At 71.1% G+C, this 22287-nt stretch carries 22 protein-coding genes and 1 pseudogene; 12 read left to right on the top strand and 11 right to left on the bottom strand.

Annotated features, from left to right (window positions below; genetic code table 11):
• Positions 1-48: 48 nt before the first annotated feature.
• Both ACFCV8_RS01825 and ACFCV8_RS01830 read right to left on the bottom strand, forming a co-directional pair.
• Positions 49-318 (bottom strand): hypothetical protein, encoded by a 270-nt coding sequence (locus tag ACFCV8_RS01825; RefSeq protein WP_376683258.1) that lies wholly within the window; start codon positions 316-318, stop codon positions 49-51.
• 620 nt (positions 319-938) lie between these two features.
• On the bottom strand, positions 939-2597 hold the full coding sequence (locus tag ACFCV8_RS01830) for a protein kinase (protein ID WP_376683259.1): 1659 nt from the start codon (positions 2595-2597) through the stop codon (positions 939-941).
• A gap of 434 nt (positions 2598-3031) precedes the next feature.
• Between ACFCV8_RS01830 and ACFCV8_RS01835 the strand changes: the two genes are divergently transcribed.
• Positions 3032-4675, top strand: a complete 1644-nt coding sequence (locus ACFCV8_RS01835; protein WP_376683260.1) for a protein kinase — start codon at positions 3032-3034, stop codon at positions 4673-4675.
• A gap of 41 nt (positions 4676-4716) precedes the next feature.
• Here the strand turns inward: ACFCV8_RS01835 and ACFCV8_RS01840 are convergent, their stop codons facing one another.
• The 3 genes from ACFCV8_RS01840 to ACFCV8_RS01850 form a co-directional block, all read right to left on the bottom strand.
• Complete coding sequence (locus ACFCV8_RS01840) at positions 4717-5709, bottom strand: phosphotransferase (RefSeq protein WP_376683280.1); 993 nt, start codon at positions 5707-5709, stop codon at positions 4717-4719.
• 228 nt (positions 5710-5937) lie between these two features.
• The gene (locus ACFCV8_RS01845; RefSeq protein ID WP_376683261.1) at positions 5938-6366 is read right to left on the bottom strand and encodes a pyridoxamine 5'-phosphate oxidase family protein; all 429 of its coding nucleotides are present in this window, start codon (positions 6364-6366) and stop codon (positions 5938-5940) included.
• A gap of 240 nt (positions 6367-6606) precedes the next feature.
• Complete coding sequence (locus ACFCV8_RS01850) at positions 6607-7266, bottom strand: response regulator (RefSeq protein ID WP_376683281.1); 660 nt, start codon at positions 7264-7266, stop codon at positions 6607-6609.
• A gap of 340 nt (positions 7267-7606) precedes the next feature.
• Between ACFCV8_RS01850 and pdhA the strand changes: the two genes are divergently transcribed.
• The 4 genes from pdhA (at position 7607) to ACFCV8_RS01870 (ending at position 11959) form a co-directional block, all read left to right on the top strand.
• On the top strand, positions 7607-8902 hold the full coding sequence (pdhA, locus tag ACFCV8_RS01855; RefSeq protein ID WP_376683262.1) for a pyruvate dehydrogenase (acetyl-transferring) E1 component subunit alpha: 1296 nt from the start codon (positions 7607-7609) through the stop codon (positions 8900-8902).
• A 2-nt stretch (positions 8903-8904) separates the two neighbouring features.
• The gene (locus ACFCV8_RS01860) at positions 8905-9885 is read left to right on the top strand and encodes an alpha-ketoacid dehydrogenase subunit beta (protein ID WP_376683263.1); all 981 of its coding nucleotides are present in this window, start codon (positions 8905-8907) and stop codon (positions 9883-9885) included.
• A 10-nt stretch (positions 9886-9895) separates the two neighbouring features.
• Complete coding sequence (locus ACFCV8_RS01865) at positions 9896-11326, top strand: dihydrolipoamide acetyltransferase family protein (RefSeq protein WP_376683264.1); 1431 nt, start codon at positions 9896-9898, stop codon at positions 11324-11326.
• Positions 11327-11434: 108 nt separating this feature from the next.
• Positions 11435-11959, top strand: coding sequence for a DUF6879 family protein (locus ACFCV8_RS01870; RefSeq protein WP_376683265.1), 525 nt, complete (start codon positions 11435-11437; stop codon positions 11957-11959).
• A 23-nt stretch (positions 11960-11982) separates the two neighbouring features.
• Here the strand turns inward: ACFCV8_RS01870 and ACFCV8_RS01875 are convergent, their stop codons facing one another.
• Positions 11983-12465, bottom strand: coding sequence for an ATP-binding protein (locus ACFCV8_RS01875; RefSeq protein ID WP_376683266.1), 483 nt, complete (start codon positions 12463-12465; stop codon positions 11983-11985).
• Between the two features lie 237 nt (positions 12466-12702).
• Here ACFCV8_RS01875 and ACFCV8_RS01880 point away from each other — a divergent pair, with 237 nt between their 5' ends.
• The 4 genes from ACFCV8_RS01880 to ACFCV8_RS01895 all read left to right on the top strand — a co-directional run bounded on the left by ACFCV8_RS01880 (position 12703) and on the right by ACFCV8_RS01895 (position 14865).
• Positions 12703-13584: a helix-turn-helix domain-containing protein gene (locus ACFCV8_RS01880; RefSeq protein ID WP_376683267.1), complete on the top strand. Its 882-nt coding sequence runs from the start codon at positions 12703-12705 to the stop codon at positions 13582-13584.
• 5 nt (positions 13585-13589) lie between these two features.
• Positions 13590-13781, top strand: coding sequence for a DUF397 domain-containing protein (locus tag ACFCV8_RS01885; RefSeq protein WP_376683268.1), 192 nt, complete (start codon positions 13590-13592; stop codon positions 13779-13781).
• Between the two features lie 16 nt (positions 13782-13797).
• Complete coding sequence (locus tag ACFCV8_RS01890) at positions 13798-13938, top strand: hypothetical protein (RefSeq protein ID WP_376683269.1); 141 nt, start codon at positions 13798-13800, stop codon at positions 13936-13938.
• Positions 13939-14031: 93 nt separating this feature from the next.
• Positions 14032-14865, top strand: a complete 834-nt coding sequence (locus ACFCV8_RS01895) for an SDR family oxidoreductase (protein ID WP_376683270.1) — start codon at positions 14032-14034, stop codon at positions 14863-14865.
• A gap of 21 nt (positions 14866-14886) precedes the next feature.
• Here ACFCV8_RS01895 and ACFCV8_RS01900 read toward each other — a convergent pair whose 3' ends face one another.
• The 4 genes and pseudogenes from ACFCV8_RS01900 to ACFCV8_RS01915 form a co-directional block, all read right to left on the bottom strand.
• Positions 14887-15072 carry a hypothetical protein gene (locus ACFCV8_RS01900; RefSeq protein WP_376683271.1) on the bottom strand — a complete coding sequence of 62 codons (186 nt, stop codon included), beginning with the start codon at positions 15070-15072 and terminating at the stop codon, positions 14887-14889.
• 29 nt (positions 15073-15101) lie between these two features.
• Positions 15102-15469: pseudogene (locus tag ACFCV8_RS01905) on the bottom strand (transposase family protein); the annotation flags it as partial.
• Positions 15470-15495: 26 nt separating this feature from the next.
• Complete coding sequence (locus ACFCV8_RS01910) at positions 15496-15918, bottom strand: DUF5959 family protein (protein WP_376683272.1); 423 nt, start codon at positions 15916-15918, stop codon at positions 15496-15498.
• Positions 15919-16016: 98 nt separating this feature from the next.
• Complete coding sequence (locus ACFCV8_RS01915; RefSeq protein WP_376683273.1) at positions 16017-17255, bottom strand: MFS transporter; 1239 nt, start codon at positions 17253-17255, stop codon at positions 16017-16019.
• 99 nt (positions 17256-17354) lie between these two features.
• Between ACFCV8_RS01915 and ACFCV8_RS01920 the strand changes: the two genes are divergently transcribed.
• Positions 17355-18440 carry a DUF5937 family protein gene (locus tag ACFCV8_RS01920; RefSeq protein WP_376683274.1) on the top strand — a complete coding sequence of 362 codons (1086 nt, stop codon included), beginning with the start codon at positions 17355-17357 and terminating at the stop codon, positions 18438-18440.
• A 50-nt stretch (positions 18441-18490) separates the two neighbouring features.
• On the opposite strand, the gene ACFCV8_RS01925 is transcribed toward ACFCV8_RS01920, so the two are convergent.
• Entirely contained in the window at positions 18491-20203 is a 1713-nt protein-coding gene (locus ACFCV8_RS01925) for a DUF4157 domain-containing protein (RefSeq protein WP_376683275.1), read from the bottom strand.
• Positions 20204-20410: 207 nt separating this feature from the next.
• Here ACFCV8_RS01925 and ACFCV8_RS01930 point away from each other — a divergent pair, with 207 nt between their 5' ends.
• Positions 20411-20950: a DUF1203 domain-containing protein gene (locus ACFCV8_RS01930; protein WP_376683276.1), complete on the top strand. Its 540-nt coding sequence runs from the start codon at positions 20411-20413 to the stop codon at positions 20948-20950.
• Between the two features lie 821 nt (positions 20951-21771).
• Positions 21772-22020, top strand: a complete 249-nt coding sequence (locus tag ACFCV8_RS01935) for a hypothetical protein (protein ID WP_376683277.1) — start codon at positions 21772-21774, stop codon at positions 22018-22020.
• The last annotated feature ends 267 nt before the right edge of the window (positions 22021-22287 follow it).

A 22287-nucleotide genomic window follows, 5' to 3' on the forward strand; every position in this document is an offset into this window, starting at 1 on the left:
GTATGTATACCGAGTATGCTCATCGGTGCAAGCTCCCCGCCTCCCGGTTCAGTCGGCGCGGCGCATCCGGTACGCGAAGAAGCCCAGGCCCAGCCCGATCAGCGCGACCCCTCCGCCCAGGGACAGCTGCTTCACCTGGTGCACGGTCGCGGGGTTCAGGGCCTGCTCGGGGTGGGGTTCGGTGCCGGGGAGCGCGTCGGCGGCGGGCGGTGTGCCCGCGGCGTCCGCCGGGGACGGGGGCATGGACTGGTCCAGCAGGCCGTCCGCGTGCGCGAGTTCCTCCGGCGAGAGCTGTCGCCCGGGCCGCGGTCTCCCCACCCCCGCCTCCTGGCCGGCCAGCGGGGTCTGTGCGTCCGTGGGGGACGCCTCGGCGCTCGCCGAATCCGGCGTGCGGGACGGTGGGCCCGGTGCCGGAGCGGCGGCGGGCGCCCCGGAAACCGGAGCCGAAGAGGCCGAAGGGACCCAAGGGGCCAAGGAGGTGGCCGGGGCGGATGGGATGGACGGGGCGAAGGAGGCCGAGGGGGGCAGTGGCGCGGACATGACGGGCCCGGCCGAAGGTGCGGCCGCTCCCCCCGGGCCACCGGAGGGCGGTGCGTGTGTTCCGGCCGGGGCGTGCGCGGGCGGAGCCATCGAGGAGTTGGGCGGCCCCACTGGCCCCCCGGGCGCCCCCTGCCCGGCCCTCGCCTCACCGGCGGCGCCCCCCAGTGCGGCACCCGCCGTCAGTACCAGGCAGACCAGGCACTGCGTGGGCCGTGAAAGAAGAAGTCCCGGAGACATGGCGCCAGCGTCACATGTGCCGATATGTCCGGCATCTCCGGAATCCTCGTACTACGCCACTCGGGCCGACGCCCCGGGCCGGGAGCCCGACAGCCCGAGCCCGACAGTCCGAGCCCGACGCCCCGACCCTCAGGCCCCGACCCCCCGGGCTCACCCCGCGCTCAGGCCGGGTCCCCCGTGGCGACGCGCAGCTCGAAGTGGGCGCCGACCTTGTCCACGGCGGTGCCGGCCGACGGGAACTGGTCGATGATCTGGTCCTCCGCGTACGCGTTCCCCGGCACCTTGATCTTCTTGATCGTCCAGCCGGCCTTGTCGGCGCACGCCTTGGCGGAGAGGAAGTCCTTGTACATGAACTTCGGGGCGTCGACCTTCTCCGGGTCGTCCATGTTCTCGGACGCGTCCGTGCAGTCCTCGGTGTCCATGGTCCGGTTGCGCTCCGGCGGCCGGTGCTCGCCCGCGACCGGGGTCTTGTCCGTGTCCGAGCCGCCCTCGTCGTCGTTGCCCAGCGACTGCACCGCGATGAACCCGCCGGTCCCGACCAGCGCGACCGCGATCACGCCGATGGCCACGCGCATGGCCAGCGGCATCCGCTGCCTGGAGCCGCCCCCGCCCCTGTTGGCCGGCGTCTGCGAGGCCTGGGGCTGCGGGGACATCCCGTACGGCGGCGGGGTCTGGTGCGGCACCGGGGACTGCGCCTGGTACGACGGGACCGACTGCGGGTAGCCGTACGAGGGCGCCGGCGTCGGGGCCGGTGCCGGGGTGGCCGGTCCGTACGGCCCCGACTGGTAGGGCCCCGGCTGGTACGGCGTCTGGACGCCCTGCGCCCCCGCGCCGGACTGGTCGAGCGGCGGGAAGACCGCCGAGCCGACGCCCGAGCCGCTGCTCACCGGAGCGCCGCCGCCCGCGACGATCACCGGCGCGCCCGCGGCGCCGCCCGCGGCGAGCACCCGGGCTATCTCGTCCTGCATCGCGGCAGCGCTGGGGAAACGTTCGTTCGGGTTCTTCTTGAGCGCGCGGGCGACCAGCGCGTCGATCGCCGGGGTGACCGAGCGGTTGATGCTGGAGGGCGCGACCGGCTCCTCCTGGACGTGCGCGTACGCGATGGCCAGCGGGGAGTCCGCGTCGAAGGGGATGCGCCCGGTCAGCAGCTGGAACAGCATGATGCCGACCGAGTACAGGTCGGAGCGGGCGTCCACGCCGCGGCCCAGGGCCTGCTCGGGGGAGAGGTACTGCGGGGTGCCGACGACCATGCCGGTCTGGGTCATCGACGTGACCCCCGACTGCATGGCGCGGGCGATGCCGAAGTCCATGACCTTCACGACGCCGCGCTTGGTCACCATGACGTTGCCCGGCTTGATGTCGCGGTGCACCAGGCCCATCTCGTGGCTGGTGTCCAGCGCGGCCAGCACGTCGTTGGTGACCTTCAGCGCCTTGTCGGCGGGCATCGCGCCGTGCGTCTGGATGTCGGACTGGAGCACGGAGCCGAGCGGCTGCCCCTCCACGTACTCCATGACGATGTACGGCATCAGCGCGCCGCCGAGCTCGTCCTCGCCGGTGTCGAAGACCGAGACGATGTTGGTGTGCTGGAGCTTGGCGACGGCCTGCGCCTCGCGCCGGAACCGCTCGCGGAAGGACTGCTCGCGGCCGAGCTCGGTGTGCAATGTCTTGATCGCGACTTGACGGTCCAGCGCGGTGTCGTACGCCAGGTACACCGACGCCATGCCGCCCTCGCCGAGCAGGTCGCGCAGCTGGTACCGCCCGCCGGCGACCGAACCGCCCGCGTAGCGCCCCTGAGCGCCGTGTGCGCCGTCCTGGCTCATGACTTGCTTCCCCCTCGGCGCGACTGCCGCGATCATCCCTTATTACGCGCCAAGTCTGCCCGAGGGGTACGACACGTCAAGCCAGGTGCCCGTTCCGTGACCGTACGCACAAGAAGAGTCTCGGAAGCGTTACAGGAACCGCATGGAATTTGCCCGGACGACGTCCTGGGCGGTTGCATGGCCGGTCCGTCTCGGCGACGGGGTGTCCCCGGGAGCCTGTAGCGTGACGTGGCAATGCAGTGGAGTCTTCCGACTCGCACCGTCCGGCGTGCAGCGTGGCAGGTCGGCCGGGCACGGCCCGGCGAGGGCCGGACGCAGGACGTGAACGGGCGCGGTCAGGCACGGCCGGACGCGGACGGACGCGGCCCGGACACGGAAGACCCTGACACCGTGAGAACCCGCGGACGCGCGGACAGATACGACGGCGAGGACTGATGGCACCCGAATCCGAAGCAAACGGCGGCGGAGTTTCGGATGGCACCGAATCCTGGGGCATCGACGGTGTCGTGGGCGACGGGCGTTACCGGATGACCCATCGCCTCGGCCGGGGCGGAATGGCGGAGGTCTTCGCGGCCGAGGACGTGCGGCTGGGCCGTACGGTCGCGGTGAAGCTCCTGCGTTCCGATCTCGCCGAGGACCCGGTGTCCAAGGCCCGGTTCACGCGCGAGGCGCAGTCGGTCGCCGGGCTCAACCACCATGCGATCGTCGCCGTGTACGACTCCGGCGAGGACGTCGTGGGCGGGCAGACCGTCCCGTACATCGTGATGGAGCTGGTCGAGGGCCGCACCATCCGCGATCTGCTGCTCAACGCCGAGGCCCCGCCGCCCGAGCAGGCGCTGATCATCGTCTCCGGGGTGCTGGAGGCGCTGGCGTACTCGCACCAGCACGGCATCGTGCACCGCGACATCAAGCCGGCCAACGTGATCATCACCAACTCCGGTGCGGTCAAGGTGATGGACTTCGGCATCGCCCGCGCGCTGCACGGCGCGCAGTCGACGATGACCCAGACCGGCATGGTCATGGGCACGCCGCAGTACCTCTCCCCCGAACAGGCCCTCGGCAAGGCGGTCGACCACCGGTCCGACCTCTACGCCACCGGCTGCCTGCTGTACGAACTGCTGGCGCTGCGGCCCCCGTTCACCGGAGAGACGCCGCTCTCGGTGGTGTACCAGCACGTCCAGGACATGCCCGTGCCGCCGTCCGAGGCGCTGGGTTCGGTGCCGCCGGAGCTGGACGGCCTGGTCATGCGCTCCCTGGCGAAGGACCCGGACGACCGGTTCCAGAGCGCGGAGGAGATGCGCGGACTGATCCAGTACGGCCTCCAGATGCTCCAGGCGCAGGGCGGCCACACCGGTACGTGGAACACCGGCCCGGTCGCGATGTACGAGGGCGGGAACACCCCGGCCATGGGCATCAACGGCAGCACGATGGCGATGGGCCACCCGCCGCACGGGGAGACCTCGCAGGGCCCGATCCTGCCGCCGATGAACCCCGACGACGGCGGCTACGACGGCGGGCAGCACGGCGCCGGCAGCGGCGGCGGGCGCGGCAAGCTGTGGCTCTTCGTGGTGCTCGCGCTGATCGCCATCGGGGCGGGTGTGGCCATCGCGGTCAGCGCGGCGCAGAACAGCGCCACGAACCACGACAAGAAGCCCGACAAGACGTCCACTTCGCCGTCCCCGAAGCACAGTCCGTCCAAGCCGGCCGACGACCAGACCGAGAACACCCAGGTGCCGGAGAACTCCACCGGCAATCAGCAGGACACGTCCCCGCGGCAGACGTACCAGCCGCCGACCACTACGACCGAGCCGACCGAGCCGGAGACGGACCAGCCGACCGCCCCGTCCACCGGCACCGACAACGGCGGTACGGGCACGGACGGCGGCAGCACCGGTGCGGACAACGGCGGTACGGGCACGGACGGCGGCACCGGAACCGACGGCGGCAACACCGGAACGGACGGCGGCAGCACCGGAACGGACGGCGGCAGCACCGGAGCCGACGGCGGCAACACCAGCACCGGTGCGTCCGCGGCGACCGGAGCAGGGGCGGGAGGCCCCCAGCGCCCCGGTCAGTGACCCCGCCGGGCCCGCCCCTCTCCGGGGCGGCCCGGCCCGCCTCACCCCGTGAACGCCTCGCGCACCGTCTCGTACTCGCGCGTCCACCACACCGCCAGGGCCGACACCGCGGGGAACTGCGGGTCGGCCCTCCGGTCGTGCCGGCAGTACCTCCAGCGCAGTATCCAGAAGTCGTTGAGCCGCTCCCACCACACCCGGTGCACCGCCGCCGCCAGCTCCGCGGGCTCCGCCCCGGCCGCCCGGCGGTAGGCCCGCGCGTACGCCCGGACCTTCTCCAGCTCCAGTTTCCCGGCCGGCTGTACGAAGAAGATCGCGGCGGCCCGTACCGCCTCCTCCGCCCTCGGCTGGACCCCCAGCCGGTCCCAGTCGAGGATCGCGACCGGCTCCGAGTCCCGGTACAGGACGTTGAGCGGGTGGAAGTCGCCGTGCACCCAGCCGATGGCCGGTGCGTCCGGGGTGGGGGGCCTGCGGTCGGCGTAGCGCTCCAGCAGGTTGAGCCGCTCCAGGAGGCGGTGCTCGGCCAGTTCGTCGAAGGCGTCCCGGGGGCGGCGCCGGCGCGCGGCCGTCAGCAGCTCGTCGATCAGCGCGAAGGTGTCGGCGGGGTCGGCGCTCCGGAGGCCACCGGCCCGCCGGCCGATCCCGGTGGCCGCCCCCATGACCTGCTCGAGTCCGGTGTGCACGGCCCCGAGCAGCCCCCCGAGCCGCTCCGACTGGGCCGCGCTGAGCTGGGCGCCCGCCCGGTGCAGCCCCTCCACCCAGGGGTGCAGGGCGTAGCACCGGCCGCCGATCTCGGTGACCGTGCCGCCCTCGGTGTCCTGCACGGGCGGGGCGACCGGTACGCCCAGTGACTGAAGGCGCTGGGTCGCGCGGTGCTGGCGGACGATCGTGGCGCGGTCGCCGGTGGAGTCGTCGAGGTGGTGCTTGAGGAAGTAGCGGCCGCGGGTGGTGGAGACGCGGTATCCGTGGTTGAGCAGGCCCTGGGTGATCGGTTTGCAGCTCAGCGCCTCACCGGCGTCCGGGTAGCGGCGCAGCACCTCGTCCACCGGTGGCACGGGCGGCACCGGGGCCACCGGCTGCGCGGGGGGCGCGGCCCGCACCGGCAGTACCGGCGGGGCGGTCGGCCGTGGCACGGCGGGCAGCCGTACCTGGTCCACCGGGGACACGGGCGGGGTGGAGACGGGCGGGAACGGGAACAGCATCTCGTCCGCCGAAGAAACAGGCGGAAGAGCGACAAATGAGCGCGGCACTCGCCAGATGTTAGATCACGCTGTGTGTCCGCTCGGTTGACTTGCGTTGAAGTCAAGAGTGTGCACCGAGACGAAGTGCGGTTCGAGCCGGAGGTACGCCGGGTCGAACATCTCCCCGTTCACCCGTGCCGGAGCCTCGCCGAACAGCTCGCACTGGGCGGGCGACGGCCGCACGATCTCGGCGGTGCCGGTGAACTGCACGGCCCACAGCTCGCAGTCGCCGCCCGGGGCGGCGGTGTCGAAGTTGTCCGCGCCGTACGCCACGACCGCGCCGTCACAGGCGGTGTGGTAGCCGAAACCGCTGTGCATCCGCAGGACCACGCGGCCGTCGTCCACGACGTGGCGGGCCGCCGACAGAAACGGGAGGGCGCGCATGCTCGTCGCCAGCCGTCCGTACCGGACGCGGCCGAGCAGTTCGATCGCCTGGAGTTCCTCGGGGGACATGGCTTCCACTCTCCGTGTCCCGGCAGGTCACGGACAGAGGCCGGGGCCCCGGTTGGGCCGGGACCAAAGTCCCGACACGGACACGCACGGTGTCCGCTCGCGGTTCTCGGCCCGTCCGCGCTTCCTCGCCGGTCGGCGCTTCCTCGCCGGTCGGCGCTTCTTCGCCGGTCGGTGTTTCATCGCCCGTCTGCGGTTCTCCGCCCGTCAGCGCTTCCCTGCCGGTTGGCGCTTCCCCGCCCGTCAGCGCTTCTCCGCCTGGAGCCGGGCCACGTACGCGGCGGCCTGCGAGCGCCGTTCCATGCCCAGCTTGGACAGGAGGCTGGAGACGTAGTTCTTGATGGTCTTCTCGGCGAGATGCAGTCGCTCGCCGATCGCGCGGTTCGTCATCCCCTCGCCGATCAGGTCGAGGATCTTGCGCTCCTGCTCGGTGAGACCGGCGAGCTTGTCCTCGCCCCGCTCCTTCTTCCCGGCGCGCAGCCGCTCCAGCACCCGGGCGGTCGCCACCGGGTCCAGCAGCGATTTCCCGGCCGCCACGTCACGTACCGCGTTCAGCAGTTCGTTGCCCCGGATCGCCTTCAGCACATAGCCCGAGGCGCCCGCCATGATCGCGTCGAAAAGGGCCTCGTCGTCGGCGTAGGAGGTGAGCATCAGGCATTTGATGCTCTCGTCCTGGGAGCGGACCTCCCGGCAGACCTCCACTCCGCTGCCGTCCGGCAGCCGTACGTCGAGCACCGCGACGTCGGGCCGGGTCGCCGGAATCCGGACGAGGGCGTCGGCCGCCGTACCGGCCTCGCCGACCACCTCGATGTCGTCCTCCGACGACAGCAATTCGTGGACGCCACGCCGGACCACTTCATGGTCGTCCAGCAGAAAAACAGTGATTTTTCCTTGTTCGCGCACAAAACGCAGTCTCACACACTCGCCTCTTCCCTGCCGCCGAACGGCGGGATAACGTGCGCTTGTTCCGGTGGCCTGCGAGGCCGTTCCCGGCGCTGTGACCAGCGGGAGTTCCCGACTTTTTCGATTTACTTGGAAATCCAAGCAAAATCGCAGGTCAGGTGGGGTTTCGCAGTTATGCGGCGTACTGGGTAACGTGCTTTTGACAGGGCGCTCGCCGGGGCACCTGTCACGCCTGTTCCCGGACCGAGCGGCACCCACCCCGTGCACGGGTACGGACCCAGGCGAGCCGCACTGGTTTCCCGGCAGACCCCGGGGGCCGGACCGACGGAGGAGCACGCACGTGACCGTGGAGAGCACTGCCGCGCGCAAACCGCGACGCAGCAGCACCAGCAGGACCAGCGCCGCGAAGACGCCCGCGCAGACGTCCGCCGAGACGACGACCGCGAAGAAGTCGACGCCCGCGAAGAAGGCAGCGAGGACGGCGCCCGCGAAGAAGACCGCGCCCGCGAAGAAGGCCGCGAAGGCGGCCGTGACGGCGTCGGTGAAGCCGCAGGCCACCGACCCCGAGCTCGTACAGCTGCTGACGCCCGAGGGCGAGCGCGTCGAGCACCCGGACTACGCGATCGACCTGACCGTCGAGGAGCTGCGCGGTCTGTACCGGGACATGGTCCTGACCCGCCGCTTCGACGCCGAGGCCACCGCCCTCCAGCGCCAGGGCGAGCTCGGCCTGTGGGCCTCGCTGCTCGGCCAGGAGGCCGCCCAGATCGGCAGCGGCCGGGCCCTGCGCGACGACGACTACGTCTTCCCGACCTACCGGGAGCACGGCGTCGCCTGGTGCCGCGGGGTCGACCCGACCAACCTGCTCGGGATGTTCCGCGGGGTGAACCACGGCGGCTGGGACCCGAACAGCAACAACTTCCACCTGTACACGATCGTCATCGGCTCGCAGACCCTGCACGCCACCGGTTACGCCATGGGCGTGGCCAAGGACGGCGCGGACTCCGCCGTGATCGCGTACTTCGGCGACGGTGCCTCCAGCCAGGGCGACGTGGCCGAGTCCTTCACGTTCTCCGCGGTCTACAACGCCCCGGTCGTCTTCTTCTGCCAGAACAACCAGTGGGCGATCTCCGAGCCGACCGAGAAGCAGACCCGCGTCCCGCTCTACCAGCGCGCGCAGGGCTACGGCTTCCCCGGCGTCCGGGTCGACGGCAACGACGTACTGGCCTGCCTGGCGGTCACCAGGGCGGCGCTGGACCGGGCCCGCAGCGGCGAGGGCCCGATGCTCGTCGAGGCGTTCACCTACCGGATGGGCGCGCACACCACCTCCGACGACCCGACCAAGTACCGGGCCGACGAGGAGCGGGCGGCCTGGGAGGCCAAGGACCCGATCCTGCGGCTGCGCAGGTACCTGGAGAAGGAGGGCGCCGCCGACGAGGCGTTCTTCACCGCGCTGGACGAGGAGAGCGAGGCCCTCGGCAAGCGGGTCCGCGAGGCGGTCCGGGCCATGCCCGACCCCGACCCGATCGCGATCTTCGACAACGTCTACGCCGACGGCAGCCCGCTCGTCGACGAGGAGCGCGCCCAGTTCGCCGCCTACCAGGCATCGTTCGCAGACACCGCCGAGGAGAGCAAGTAGCCATGGCCATGGAAAAGATGTCCATCGCGAAGGCTCTCAACGAGTCGCTGCGCCGGGCCCTCGACACCGACCCCAAGGTCCTCATCATGGGTGAGGACGTCGGCAAGCTCGGCGGCGTCTTCCGGATCACCGACGGGCTCCAGAAGGACTTCGGCGAGGAGCGGGTCATCGACACCCCGCTCGCCGAGTCCGGGATCGTCGGCACGGCGATCGGCCTGGCCCTGCGCGGCTACCGCCCCGTGGTGGAGATCCAGTTCGACGGGTTCGTCTTCCCGGCGTACGACCAGATCGTCACGCAGCTCGCGAAGATGCACGCCCGTGCGCTCGGCAAGATCAAGCTGCCCGTCGTCGTCCGCATCCCGTACGGCGGCGGCATCGGCGCGGTGGAGCACCACAGCGAGTCGCCCGAGGCGCTGTTCGCGCATGTCGCGGGCCTGAAGGTGGTCTCGCCGTCGAACGCGAACGACGCGTACTGGATGATGCAGCAGGCCGTCCAGAGCGACGACCCGGTGATCTTCTTCGAGCCGAAGCGGCGCTACTGGGACAAGGGCGAGGTCGAGACCGACGCCATTCCCGGCCCGCTGCACCGGGCCTCGGTGGCCCGCACCGGCACGGACCTCACGCTCGCCGCGTACGGCCCGATGGTGAAGGTCTGCCTGGAGGCGGCCGCGGCGGCCGAGGAGGAGGGCAAGTCGATCGAGGTCCTGGACCTGCGCTCGATGTCACCGATCGACTTCGATGCGATCCAGGCCTCGGTCGAGAGGACCGGCCGGCTCGTGGTGGTCCACGAGGCGCCGGTGTTCTACGGCTCCGGTGCCGAGATCGCCGCCCGGATCACCGAGCGCTGCTTCTACCATCTGGAAGCACCTGTGCTGCGGGTCGGCGGCTACCACGCCCCGTACCCGCCGGCGCGTCTGGAGGACGAGTACCTGCCGGGGCTCGACCGGGTGCTCGACGCCGTCGACCGCTCGCTGGCGTACTGAGGACTGGGACGTGACAACGATGACCGACACTTCCAACGCCGCTCGCTTCCGTGAGTTCAAGATGCCCGACGTGGGCGAGGGACTGACCGAGGCCGAGATCCTCAAGTGGTACGTCCAGCCCGGCGACACCGTCACCGACGGCCAGGTCGTCTGCGAGGTCGAGACGGCGAAGGCGGCCGTGGAGCTGCCGATCCCGTTCGACGGGGTGGTGCACGAGCTGCGCTTCCCCGAAGGCACGACCGTCGACGTCGGCCAGGTGATCATCGCGGTGGACGTGGCCCCGGGCAGCGGGGACGCGCCCGCCCCGGTCGCGGCTCCGGCTCCGGCTCCCGCTCCCGCGCCTTCGGCCGAACCGGAGCCGGAGGCTCCGAAGGGCCGCCAGCCGGTCCTGGTGGGCTACGGCGTCTCCGAGAGCTCGACCAAGCGCCGGGCCCGCAAGGGCATGGCCGCGATCCAGGCCGAGCTGAACGGCCACGGCGCCGCGTCCGTGGCCGCCGCTCCTGCGCCCGCGGCTTCCAAGGAGCGCCCGCTGGCCAAGCCCCCGGTCCGCAAGCTGGCCAAGGACCTGGGCATCGACCTGGCGACCGTCGTCCCGACCGGCAAGGACGGGATCATCACCCGCGAGGACGTCCACGCGGCGGCCACGCCGGTGGCCACCCCCGTACCGGCGCAGGTCCAGGCCCCCGCCGTCGCCGTGGAGGCCCCGGCTCCGGTCGAGGCCGGCGCAGTCGTGGCGGGCGCCCGCGAGACCCGTATTCCGGTCAAGGGCGTACGCAAGGCCATCGCGCAGGCGATGGTGGGCAGCGCCTTCACGGCCCCGCACGTCACCGAGTTCGTCACCGTGGACGTGACGCGCACGATGAAGCTGGTCGCGGAGCTCAAGGAGGACAAGGACATGGCGGGGGTGCGGGTCAACCCGCTTCTCCTCATCGCCAAGGCCCTCCTGGTCGCGATCAAGCGGAACCCGGGGATCAACGCCGCCTGGGACGAGCCCAACCAGGAGATCGTCCAGAAGCACTTCGTGAACCTGGGCATCGCCGCCGCCACCCCGCGCGGCCTGATCGTGCCGAACATCAAGGACGCGCACGACCTGACCCTCCCGCAGCTCGCCGCCGCACTGGGCGAGCTGGTCGCCACGGCCCGGGACGGCAAGACGTCCCCCGCGGCCATGGCGGGCGGCACGGTGACCATCACCAACGTCGGCGTTTTCGGCGTCGACACGGGCACCCCGATCCTGAACCCGGGCGAGTCCGCGATCCTCGCGGTCGGCGCGATCAAGCTCCAGCCGTGGGTCCACAAGGGCAAGGTGAAGCCCCGCCAGGTCACCACCCTGGCCCTGTCGTTCGACCACCGCCTAGTCGACGGCGAACTCGGCTCCAAGGTCCTGGCCGACGTGGCCGCCATCCTGGAGAACCCGAAGCGCCTGATCACCTGGGCGTGACCGCCCTGCCGGTACGAGGCTGAGACGGGCCCGCGCGACTTCCGCGCGGGCCCGTCGTCGTGCAGGCTTCGGCAGGAATGCCCGTAAGCGTGTCGGAGGAGGCCGTAGGTGCTGTTGGACGGTGACGAGTGGCGTCGGCGGTTCGCGGAGATCGAGAACGAAGCGTGGCGGTTGGAGACACTGCCGCAGTACCTCGTGGCGCACGAGGCGGAAGAGTTCGCGGCCTTCCGCGAGGGCCGACCGACGACCCCGTACACGACTTCCGCGTACACGGAACGTGTCTCCCGGCAGCGCGCGGAAGGCAAGCGGAACGGGCGCGTGCACATCGTGACGCGACCGCTCTCCGACTACCTGCGGTTCGAGTTCGCCCGCTATTACGAGGTGCACAGCCGGGCGGGTGACGACATCCGGATTCTCGACGTGACGAACCGGCCGAACCTCCTCGACGGGGTCCAGGACTTCTGGATGTTCGATGGGTCGGAAGTCGTTCTCATGAACTACGAGGCGGATGGACGGCAGATCAGCCGCGAGGTGTTCGAGGGCGATGTTTCACCGTTCCTCGAATACCAGCGGATCGCGGTGGCCGAGTCGGTCCCCTTCGAGCAGTACGTGAACGGCGGCCTGCGCGCTTGATCAGGCGTAGGCGGCTTCCCGTCCTACGCGCACGTCGGTGGGCCCGCGCGGAATTCGCCCGGGCCCACCGGCGCGTCCGGCCCCCGGAGCAGGCTGAGTTCGGCGAACACGGTCTTACCGACGACGCGTGGTTCGACGCCCCACCGGTCCGCGATCCGCTTCACGATCAGCAGCCCGCGCCCGTAGCACTCCTCGTCCGTCGCCTCGCGCACGTCCGGCAGTCGCTCACCCCTCGGATCGCTCACCGCGACCCGGAGCGCGGTGGCGGTGAGTGTGAGCCGCACCCGGAACAGCCGCCCCTCCACGGCCCCGTGCACCAGTGCATTGGTCGCCAACTCGCTGACCAGTACGGCCGCGTCACCCGCCAGCCCCGGATACCCCCACTCCCGCACGAGCCGCGCGGCCCGCCGTCGCGAGAACGACACGCTCTCCGCGGTCGGTACGTAGTCGAGCAGGTCCTCGCGGAGGACGGGCTCGGGGGCGGCGATCTGTTCGGCTGCGGTCATGGCGCGGGCCTCCTTGGACGCGGGCGGTGGCGATGCCGTACCTGCGGGGCGCCGATCCGGGTGCCGGGCAGGGCGGTGCACTTCCGCCGACTGATTCCTCTGTGCGAGCGGTGGGGCACCGACAGTAGTGGTGCGATTGCTCGTGCAGCAATAAGTTCGGGCAGAGAATTCTCTGCCCTAGTTGGTGTTCGAGGAGAATGAGCCACAGACTTGGGCCACTCGACGGAGGGGTGTGAGGTGGCAGGTAACAGCCCTGATCGGGGCCGGACGGTCTCGACCGTGCTCGGACGGCGCCTCGGCGGCGAGTTGCTGCGCATGCGCGAGGCACGCGTGTTGCGGCAAGCGCACGCCGCAGAGGCGTTGACCGCGTCGGTTGCCAAGGTCGCGAAGATCGAGAGGGGGCTCGTGCCGATACGCGACCCCGACATCAGGGCTTTGTGTCACCTGTACGGCGAGGCCGATGCCGTGATCGTCGACAGATTGCTGGCGCTGGCCAAGACCGACCGTGAACGTCGCAAGGCGAGTGGCTGGTGGAATCAGTACCCAGGGCTTCCGTCCATGGTCGAGTACGTGGCCTTGGAGGACATCGCCACGAGTCTTCGCACCTGGCAGGGGTCCATCGTGCCCGGGTTGCTGCAGACTCCGGACTACGCCAGGGCTCTTGCTGTGGGAAACGGCTCTTGGGACGACCCGGACGAGATCGAATCATTCGTCGAGGCCAGGATGACGCGGCAGGCGCGGTTGAGCGGCGACCGGCCGCTCGAACTGCGAGCCGTGGTGCACGAGAGCGCTCTGCGTCAGTTGGTGGGCGGGCGTGAGGTGATGAGGGAGCAGCTGTCCAAGCTACTGAGCGTGGCCAGGCAATCGAACGTGAAGCTCCAGGTGATGCCGTACATCGCGGGTGCTCACCCTGGCATGACAAGCGCCTTCACCGTCGTTTCCTTTGCTGAGCCGGGTGCTCTGGACGTAGTTCACATGGACACGACCTCGACCACCCTCTGGTTGGAGAGCGACACTGATGCCCAGCGTCACGCCAGCCTTTTCGACCGCATCTCGCGCCTGGGGCTTGCGCAGCACACCTCGGTCAGACTTATCAAGGACATCCTCAGGGAGCTGTAAATCGCGTGCCCGGGTACGAGTTCGTCAAGTCCAGCTATAGCGGAGGCAACGCTGGCCAGGAGTGCGTCGAAGTGGCCCGCAACGTCCCCTGCACCGTCGCCGTCCGCGACTCCAAGCGGCCCGACGGCCCCGTCCTGATCGTCGGCCCCGCAGCCTGGGAGGCGTTCCGGGCCGGGCTGGGGCGTTCGTCGGACTGAGCGCACCGACCGAGGCGTGCAGGCGAGGAATTTCGAGAGCATCAGCCCGGACGTCGGGGCGTACCGCATCCGCCTGGAGGTTCTGGCGGAGACGGGTGGCTGGATGACGCCCTGGACGCGGTACCTGCGCCTGGTCGATCCGGGGCGGGTGAGCTGACGGCGGAGCCGCGTACTTCCTTGACCTCAAGCGGAGTTGGGGTCCTAGCGTGCCGTGCACGTAGTCGACGGCAGGCGACAGGAAGGTATGGCGATGATCCTTGTGACCGGCGCGACCGGGAACATCGGAAGGGCTCTGCTGAGCGAGCTGCACCTGGTGGGTGGCGTACCCGCGCGGGGGCTGACCCGGGACGTGGGGCGGGCCTCGTTCCCGGAGGGCGTCGAGGCGGTCGAGGGCGATCTCGGGCGGGTGGATTCCCTGAAGGGCGCCTTGGACGGGGCGCGCGCACTGTTTCTTCCGGCGGGCAGGGGCGCGGACGCGGAGGTGCTGGCGGCGGCCCGGCGGGCGGGCGTGGAGCATGTGGTGCTCGTGTCGTCGATCACCGTGCGGACCCATCCGCATCTTCCCCAGGCCGGCGCGAACCTGGCCGTCGAGCGGGCGCTCCAGGACAGCGGCATGGCCTGGACTGTCCTGAGGCCCACGCAGTTCGCCTCGAACACCCTGTGGTGGGCGGAGTCGATCCGTGAACAGGGCGTGGTCCGGGCGCCGTACGGGGACGTCGGTCTGCCGGCCATCCACCCTGCGGACATCGCCGCCGTGGCCCGCGTGGCGCTGACGGAACCGGGGCACCGGGGGCGGACGTACGAGTTGACCGGGCCGGAACGCATCACGCCCCGGCAGCAGCTCGCGGCCCTGGCCGAGGCGCTGGGACGGGAGCTGTCCTTCGACGAGATCAGCCGGGAGGAGGCGCACCGGGAGATGGCCTCGTTCATGGGCGACGGGGGCGCGAGCGCGGTCCTCGACCTGATGGGCGGGGACACCAACGACGAACTGCTGGAGGTCCGCGACACCGTTTCGCGGGTCACCGGCGCCGAGGCCAGGACGTACCGGCAGTGGGCGACGGAGAACGCCGCCGCCTTCCGGTGAGCCTGAGCGTGAACGTGGACGTCAGGCGCCCGGGCCCGCGACCGCGCGTACCAGCAACGTGCCGATGTGCCCCGGCTGCGGAGCGTCCTTGGGCTGTCCCGTAATGATCTCCTGGGTATCGAGAACACCGCCGTCCCGCACGTCCGTTGGCGATCCGACGAGGGTGAGATTGTGCAGGCGGGCGATGCCGAGTATGGCGTGGTGCACGCCATCGCCCTTGAGGCGGCAGTCACGGAGGACTGCTCGGCCACCGAGTGGTCGCGCGTGGGCACGAGGGTTCCATCCACATGAGCACCGTGTCCTTGCGGAATCGTTTGCGGGGTTGGAGGGCGAGCAAGGGCCCGAGATGGTTGATGACTCGGTCGGCAGCGGACTTCGAGATCCCAAACAATGGGCCGAGCTGTCGCATCGTCAAGTTCGTTCGCCAGTACGCCGTGACCAGCAGAACCCGATCCCTCAGTGCCAGGCCCCACGGCCTTCCCCGCCGGGCCGACTCCGCTCCTTCGCGCCGCAGCGCGGTGACGAGTTTACGGAAACTCCGCAGGCTCAGCCCGGTGAACGGGCCTATCCAGGACGACTGCGACGCCGTGATCACACCAGTCACACGAAGACGATCACACCTGGTGGGCTCTATGAGGGGCGCCTGACCGCCTCCCGGACACCGGCCAACCGCAGCCGGTTCTCCTGCAGCCACTCCGAGCCGACATCGATCGGCACACACACGGCGATCTGCGTCGACGGCGAGTCGTGCACCGTCACCTCCACCGGGTCTTCCGGAACCACCTCCAACCAGGCGCTACGGCCACCCGCTGGCCACGCGGCCCCCTCCTCGGCCTGAAGGGCATCGAGACACCGCTCCCACTCATCCAAGTCCCCCAGCGACACCTGCAGCCCAACCCGTCCGCCGACGAAGCCGCTCTCCACAACGATCTCGGCCGCGTAGTACCGCTCTTCCCCCATCAACAGAGGCTCACCGCATCTCACCTCAACGGAGACACTCTGAACCGGATCTGCGACCCGGAAAAGTTCGACCGCCCGCGCTTCGTCAACCACAGCTGCCTCTTGAACACTCGATAAGCCCAGTTTGCTCTGGATCCTCTCGCACGCACTGTCCCGGACGACGGCTTCACAAGGCACATGCGGGACAGCCCTTAGGCTGCTCGTGCCGGGGCGGGGCAGGCGTTGTGCCGTGTGTTTCGGTCCTTCTCGGTGGCTACGGCGGTGGCGGAGAGGAGCGTCGCGGCGGCGAGGCTGCCCCAGAGGGCGGCCGGGCCGCGGGCGGCGAGAGTGGTGATGACCGCGGGGGAGACGGCGAGGCCGAAGCCCGTGGAGAGCTGGAAGCGGGCGAGGGCGCGTCCCAGGACATGGGCCGGGGCGAGGGCGGTGACGAGGGCCGTGGCGCTGCCGGCGTAGATGATCTCGCCGATGGTGCAGACCACGGACACCGTGGCGACGGCCGGGGCACCCCAGCCGTGCCCCAGCGAGGTGGCCGCGAGGAAGCCGAGGTAGGACGCGGCGAGCACCACGCCGGCGAGGGCCAGCACGGTCCGCCGGGAGAAGCGGGACATCAGGACGGTGACCGGAACCTGCAGGGTGACCACCAGCACCGTGTTGGCCACGAAGATCGCCGCCGACCACACCGGGGACGCGTGCAGCTGTGTCACCAGGATCAGGGGGAGCGCGATCTCGGGGATGTTGAGGCAGAAGACGTAGACCACGTTGGCGGCCAGCAGCGCGCGCAGCCGGGGTGCGGGCCCGTCGGTCCTGTCCTCGGCCGGGGCGGCGGCCGGATGCGCGTGCAGGCGTACCGACCAGGCCAGGGCCGCCGCGGCGAGGTAGGCGAGCCCGGTGACGGCCGCCAGCGCCTGGAGCGCGGCGGTGCCGCCCGCCAGGCACGCGGTGGCGAGGAGCGCGCCCACGCCCAGGCCCGCGTTGCGCAGGGCGCGGCCCGCCGCGAGGGCGGCGTCGCGTTCGCGGCCGTGGGCGACCGTGGCCACGAGGGCGGCGTGGGCGGCCGGCCATGCCTGGTTGCCGATGCCGAGGAAGAGCGCCGCCGCCGCGAACAGCCAGGCGTTCCCCGCCGGGGTGGCCAGCAGCAGCGCCACGCCCAGTACCCGTACCAGCATCGACGCCGCCACGACCGTGCTGCGTGCGCCCCGGTCCAGCCAGCGGCCGACAGCGGGCATGCACACCAGACCCACGACGACGCCGACCGTCATGGCGATGCCGGTGGCCGACGCGGACAGCCTCAGCACCGTCACCCCGTAGAGCAGCAGGAAGGGCCGCAGCAGGCCGGTGCCGAGCGCGTCCACGGCCAGGGCGACGGCATAGCGGGGGCCTCCGGAGGCCCGGACGAGGGCGCGCGGCCGGAGTTTGGTGGTGGTTGCCATGGCGTCAACGGTGTGCCCGGCCGCCGGGCCTGCCATGCCGGTTGACGGACACCGTCAATCGACGCGTTCACCGGCGGTCCGACCGGCGAGGATGAGGGGATGACGCTGAGGATCGACATCGGCGGCCTGCCGTCCGGGCGGCTGCGCTTCGCCGCCTCCCCGCTGGCCGAGCTGACCGCGATGCTGCACGTGCTGGCCGAACCCGCGCATCATCCGCAGCTCGCCGGCTGGGCCGCGGACGTCTGGGCCGGGCTGCGGCCGGAGCTGGCCGAGCGGCTCAGGGAGGCGGAGTTCCTCTGGCGTTCCTCGCGGGCCGACTTCCTGGTCCCCTCCCGTCCCCGGCCGACCCTCGCCGAGGAGCTGGACGAGGTGGACCGGATCGACGACGAAAGCTATGTGACCGCCGCGCTCATCACCACGTGCGGCAGCAACCGGGTCCACTTCGCCGCGGCGTCGCCGCTCTCCGACGCGGCGGCGCGCGAGCGGGCCCTGGACCTGGCCCAGGCCCGCGGCACGCTCCAGGAGACCTTCGCGGAACGGCTGCTCGCGGACCCGGCGGCCGTGCGGGCACGGGTGCGGGACACCCTCGAGCAGTGCGCCGAGGCCTTCTTCGACGCCGCCTGGACGGGCGTCGCCGTGCAGATCGCCACCGACCTCCGCGTGAAGAACGACCTGCTGAAGCGCCAGGGCATCGGGGCGGCGCTCGCGTCGGTCTCCAGCGCGGTCACCCTGGCGCCGGACGGCAGCCGCATCATCGTGGACAAGCTGCAGGACAACGCGACCGCCGCCCACGACACCGGGGTCACCTTCCTCCCCAGCGTCTTCGGCCGCCCGCACCTGGTGGCGGTCCACGCGCCCGGGTGGCAGCCGGTGCTGCAGTACCCCGTGGCCGAGGCGAGCCCGGCGGAGCCGGTATCGCTGGAAACGGTCACGCTACGGCTGGAGGCGCTCGCGCATCCGGTACGGCTGCGGCTGATGCGCACCCTGGCCCGCGGCCCGCACACCACCGGTGAGCTGGCCCACGCCTGGGAACTCTCGCCCCCGGAGGTCTCCCGCCACCTCGCCGTCCTGCGCCGCGCGGGCCTGCTCACGGCCCGGCGGCAGGGCCGTTACGTCCGCTACTCCGTCAACCTGCCCGATCTGACGGCGCTGGGCACCGACCTGCTGGCGGCCGTGCTGCGCTGAGCGGCCGGGGAGCGGCGTCCGCGCGGAGCGGGCCGCCGTCGTTGCGCGGGCTACTTGCTGCCGAAGGGCTTCGTCCCGAACCCGTCCCCGGTTTCGTTCTTCGCCGCGTTGTAGATCTCCGCCAGCACGGCGGGGACGCCCGCGTAGTTCATCGCGCGGTGGATGCGGTCCTTGAGCGCCTCCCAGTCGATGTCCCGGTCCTTGCTCGCGTCGAGCCCGGCGAGCTTCTTCAGCTCCTTGCGGGCGTTCTTCGCGTCCTTCAGGTGGGTCTCCCCGTTCTTCGGGTACGCCTTGGCGACCAGGTCCCCGAGGCGGTCGATGTGCGCGTCCTGATCGCGGGCGCCGGGCATCTTGCCCTTGTTCAGGGGCAGTACGAGCCCGTCGTCCCGCTGGTCGGCGGGACGGTACTCCGGGAAGTCCTTCAGGTCCGGCATGCTGAGCTTGCCGAGCATGTCGCTGATGGGGCGCACCTCGCCGTAGGCCGTCTCGCCGCTCAGCTGCGCGACCAGGTCGTCCCGCACGTAGGTGATCAGGGAGTTCGGGACGGCCGTGTCCGAGACCTCGTCCCGCCAGACCCCCCGGATCTCGTACTGGTCGGTGTCCTTGGCCTTGTCCGTGCTCTGGCTGGTGTTCTCCGGGTCGAGGACCGAGCCGATCTGCTTCTCGCTGACCGCGTTGCTCGTGACCCGCTGGTACGTGTAGAGCGGGACCAGGAACGAGCGCACCATCGAGGAGTCCGCCGCGGCCGCGGAGGCGTTGCCGTCGGGGGCCTTGCGGTTCTTCTGGTCCTGGTACGTGCGCATGTAGTGCATGGACCGCCAGGGCCGCCCCATGTTCAGCCAGGCCGATTCCTTCTGGTGCATGAGGTTGATCGAGCCGTCCTCGCGCTGCTGCGTGTCCTTGAAACCGCCGCCGCCGGTCACCGGCGCGTAGACCGTCTGGTAGACGCGGACGAACTGTTCCCCGTCGTGCTCCTCGACGTCGATGTCGCCGCGGTTGGTCAGCGACGTGCTGTCGCCGACCTTCGCCCGGTAGCTGGGCTCCTGGTGGATGACGCGCTGGACGGCCGCCGGGCCGCCCGCCTTCCGGGCGGGGCCGTGCGCGTCCGGTGCCGGGTCCGCGTGTTCGCCCGGGGCCTTCGCCATGACGCGGGTGGCGTTGGCCTCGGCGGCGCGCTCGAAGCGGTCGGACGGGTCGCTGATGGCGAGGCCCGAGCCGTCGTCGGTGCCCGCTACGGGGCCGCGGCGCTGCTGGATGACGTGGGTGAGCTCGTGGGCGAGCGTGTGCTTGGAGTCCCCGCCCCGGCCGAGGACGATGTGGTTCCCGGAGGTGTAGGCGTGGGCGCCGACCTCGGCGGCGGACCGCTGGGCGACGGCGCCGGTGTGCAGCCGTACGTCGGAGAAGTCGGCGCCGAGGCGGGACTCCATCTCCTGGCGCAGGGGCGCGTCCATGGCCCGGCCGCTGCCGCGCAGGACCTCGTGCACGGTGGTCGAACGCTGTACGGCAGGCTCGGCCACCGGGCCGGTGGAACCGTCCTGCCGCACGCGGTCCTCGTCCCCGCCCGGTCCGTGACGGCGCTGCTCGCGCTGGACCAGCCCGGTGACGTAGGCGTTGCCCATGCTGCGCTGGAGCGCGTGCAGCGCCGACGGGGAGAGGTCCCCGACGAGCGGCGCGGGCTCGTCCGTCGATCCGGCGGGCCGGATACGGGAGTTGCCGCGGGCCCTACTGGTTTCCGGCGTCCGCGTCGGTTCGTGTGCGCGCATGGGTGGCCCTCGTCGGTGTCGTGGCAGCTGCTGCTTCCTGGGTACGGCACACGCGGCACCGGGGCAAGGTACGAAAGTGCGCGGTACGGGCCTTTCGTGGATCACCGCGGGGGCAGGGCGGGCGGGCTGCGGGACACGTGCCGTCGGGCGCAACGCGACGTCCGTTTTCCGCCAGTACACCCGTATGCGCCGGGCCAGCATGGGCACATGACCAAGTACACCGTGCTCCCCCTCGACGCCGCCGTCCTCAAGGAACTCCAGGCCGTCGACGACGCGGGCCGCCCCTGCGCCCCGTACACCGCGACCGACGACGACGCGGGCTCCCCGCTGCGCTGCTGCCTGCGCCCCGTCGCGGTCGGTGAGCGGATCGCCCTCGTCTCGTACGCCCCGCTGCGGCGCTGGGCCGCCGCATCCGGTGCGCGTCCGGGTGCGTACGACGAACAGGGCCCCGTCTTCGTCCACGCCGAGGAGTGCCCCGGATTCGCCCCGGGCGCGGGCTACCCCTTCGACCGGCCGGGCGCCCTGCGCACCGTGCGCCGCTACGACGCCCGGGGCCACATCGCCGGCGGCCGCCTGCTGGAGATCCCGGCCGATGCCACGGCGGGCTTCGACGCGGCCTTCGACGACGCGTTCGGCGACCCGGACGTGCAGCTCGTACACGTCCGGGCGCTGGAGTACGGATGCTTCCACTTCGAGGTGCGACGGCCCGCCGTCCGGACGCGCGGGACCGAGCCCCAGGGCCGGTGACGCGGGCGGCCGGTGAGCGGGCGTGCTCCGGCCGGTGCGTGGTCCACGGCCGGAGGCCGAGTCCCGGGATCACCGCTTCTGCTCCTGCGGAGGAGGGGGCCAACTGCGCCACCCCTCCGAGAAAAGGATCACGGCCCTGATTCCGGGCTCCAACTTTCTTGTAGCGGCGCCTGTTTGTCAGGGAATCGCATCTCATTCTGAATGGTCAGTGAATCCGGCAGAGCTGCGGATCCGTGACTCGACGCGCCACATGGTCGATCCGAATATCCCTGCACAGCTGGACACGGTGATCGCGAGCCATGAGCCCACCCAGTTGAAGGATGTCGGACCGGGGCAGTTCAGCCATGATTCGCGCGTCGGAGGCGCCGCGCGAAGGGATAGAGCCACCTCGCCCAATCAAGCTAAATAACCAGTTGCCTCGTATCGTCACCAGACCTCTGGTGGGCGGACATGCTCTCATTCGAAACAAGCCACCGATGATTCAGGGAGTGGTGAACCCGGCCGCTTTCCCAGGGATCTGGGTACCGGAAATGTCTCGGAGAAAGGCGCTCTGGATGAAGTTCGCTCACAGACTTGCTGCCGTCGCCCTCACGGTCCTCACCGCCGTCGGCGCAGGTGCCGTCGCCGCACAACCGGCCTTCGCGGGCGAGCACGGCAACAAGGGCCCCTGCCCGCACAAATGCACGGGCCCGAAGGGCCCGCCAGGTCCTCAGGGTCCGGCGGGGCCTCAGGGTCCGGCAGGTCCGGCGGGGCCTCAGGGTCCGGCGGGCCCGGCAGGTCCGGCGGGTCCTCAGGGTCCGGCAGGTGTCACGTCCTTCAACGTGATCCAGGAGACCGTGCACATCCCGCCGTCCACCCCCGACAACGTCCCCATCCCCACCCCGCTCTGCCCGGCGGGGTCGGTACCTGTGAGCATCGGGGGCGATGTCGCCGGTGAAGGGATCTACAGCCCTTTCCGGGAGACCGGTACGCGCCTCAACCCCGACGGGACCGGCTACGTACGGTTCAGCACCGGTACGGCCGAGGGCGATGTCGTCGTCTACACGGTGTGCGCCGAGATGTCCGCCTGACGCCCTGGCACGTGGGCACCCGAGCCACGTCGACTCGGGTGCCCTGGTGCATTACGGGCTCTGCCGCGCAGTCGGCGGTATCTGGTCTTCTGGCTCGGGCAGGTGACCAGCACCGTGGGGAGCCAGCTCACCGTCGTGGTGCTCGCCGCCCCGGTCGTGCCGGACGAGCGGTCCCGGTCGCGCACGTGAGCGCCCATGCCGACGCCCGCGTCTTCCGTGGCCGGGATCCCTCCGTGGCTACGGACGGCTCCGGCTGCCGGGCGAGGC

It is taken from the genome of Streptomyces sp. NPDC056347 (assembly GCF_042262625.1).
Lineage (GTDB): Bacteria > Actinomycetota > Actinomycetes > Streptomycetales > Streptomycetaceae > Streptomyces.